The 1,981-nt window shown below is 45.3% G+C and carries 2 protein-coding genes; both read left to right on the top strand.

The features are described from left to right. Positions 1-156 precede the first annotated feature (156 nt). Positions 157-1,719 (top strand): hypothetical protein, encoded by a 1,563-nt coding sequence (locus EYO21_05360; GenBank protein ID HIB03234.1) that lies wholly within the window; start codon positions 157-159, stop codon positions 1,717-1,719. Then, on the top strand, positions 1,720-1,981 hold a 262-nt coding region (locus EYO21_05355; GenBank protein HIB03233.1), incomplete at its 3' end, for a hypothetical protein.

Raw genomic sequence — 1,981 nt, 5'->3', positions numbered from 1 at the left:
ACGGGAAGGATAACAAGGGTCAGCTGGTGAGTAGCGGCGTTTACCTGGTACGATTCCGTTCACATGAATGGACCGCCTCACATAAGATGCTGATGCTAAAATAGGTTTCCGTTCTATCCATATTTCCGCGGTGGGATATGAAAAAAATCAATAGAGATGACCTTTAGCGCCGGAAAGTCCTTCCTTGTTATTTTAGTCCTGGCCACAGGTTTGATGTCCCAGGAATCGGATACTCTGGATACTGTGGTACAGGAGGTCTCACAGGCTGATACATCGGATACTGTGATACCGGAAGTTTCACAAGGTGATACCCTGGATACTGTGGTTCCGGAGGTCTTACAGCCTGATACATTGGTTCCATCCGCACCGGTTGTTCAGAATGTTACCTCTCTAGTGGTCACCTTTACACCCGCCCATGGCGCCACTGACGTTCCCATAAAAAGCAACCTCACTATCACCTTCAGTGAACCGGTAAGAAACCTGGATGATTCTGTCCTGGGCAACAAAAATGTTGCAACTCTTATAACTCTAAAAAAGGGTGACAGAGATGGAGAGGACATACCATTTACCGCCAAGATCAATAAGACCAAAGATGTCATAACCGTTAATCCGAAACCGTCGTTTGGGAGTGGAAAGAACATCTATATGTCTATTGGGGCAACTTTCGAAGATCCCTTTGGAAATGTATCGGCCCCTTCTTTCGCCATTTTTTCGGCGGTGGACGTAGTACCACCAGCACTAACCTTCAATCCCGATAATAATGAACTCGGAGTAGCACTTGATTCTGTTTTGACCATCAGTTTTAATGAGCCTGTGAGGAATCTTGATGGTTCACCAATCACCGATAGCGATTTAGCAAACTTCATTAATCTGAGGGTCTCTAATAGGAGGGGGAAAGCCATCCCCTTTAAGGGTGTAATAAATGCTGAAAAAACAGCAGTGATCATAGATCCTGTGTCAGATTTTGAGGACGACCAGAAGATTTCTCTATCTCTTTCCGCTGGTATTGAAGATAAGTACAACAATGCTGTCAGAGCTTCTTCTATCACTTTTTCCACGGTGATAAAAGTTGCCGTCATCGATATTGAACTTCAGGGGCTGACAACTATTGAGAACATCATGTTGAGCGATTACGTTCGAACAGAATTGAATGACACGAGGGTGGCCATCTCTATGGACCGAACGGAGATGCTAGATATCTTGCGGAACAATGCAATCGATCCTTCGGGTTGTGAAGCGGACGATTGCGCTGCCGAGATCGGAACAGTGCTGGACGTGTCTTATATGGTCTTGACCAGATTTGCAAAACTACAGAAGAGTGAGGACTTTGTCACTTCCAGGACCGTGGTTTCGGGTGATGTTGTCATGCGCCTGGTGGATGTGAAAAAACAAAAAGCAAAAAATAGGGTAAAAAAAGAATTCTCAGGTGGTGTGAACCGTCTTGGGCGAATCATGAGAAGGATGACCTGGGATCTGTTGGCAATTACTCCAACAGAAGGACGTTTCGCACTGGACGTCAATAAACTGTCTTTTTTGGAAAGAATAAAGATTGAGCTTTCAGAATTCATGGTCTCTCCCCGGGAATGGGTTTCGGACCATCCGGGACTTGCTATGGGAATAGGTGGTTTTGTTCTTTTATCTTCAGGGATTGCTATATCAATCGCATCCCAGGGCCCTCCCATCATAGGAGGCCCGCCTGAGTTTCCGGAAGTGCCCTAAATGATTCGGCTCAGAAAATTAATAATTGTCTTTATTCTTTCAGTAAACGGCCTGTTTGCACAGGTTACCGTTGAACTCCTTGTTGGTGAAACCGAAGGTTTCGGTTCAGGTAATCAAAAGGGTGTGCTCAATACTTGGTACCATGATTACAAGGTCCAAGGTCTTTATCTTGCTAGTGATCTAACCTCCGCAGGCGTCGTGTCTGGCGCATTGATTACAGATATAGGTATAAAGGTAAAACAGGCACCAGGAAGACATCCCC

The sequence above is a fragment of the Candidatus Neomarinimicrobiota bacterium genome, from assembly GCA_012964825.1.
Taxonomy (GTDB): Bacteria; Fidelibacterota; Marinisomatia; order Marinisomatales; family S15-B10; genus UBA2125.
This window is presented reverse-complemented; position numbering and strand designations above follow the sequence as displayed.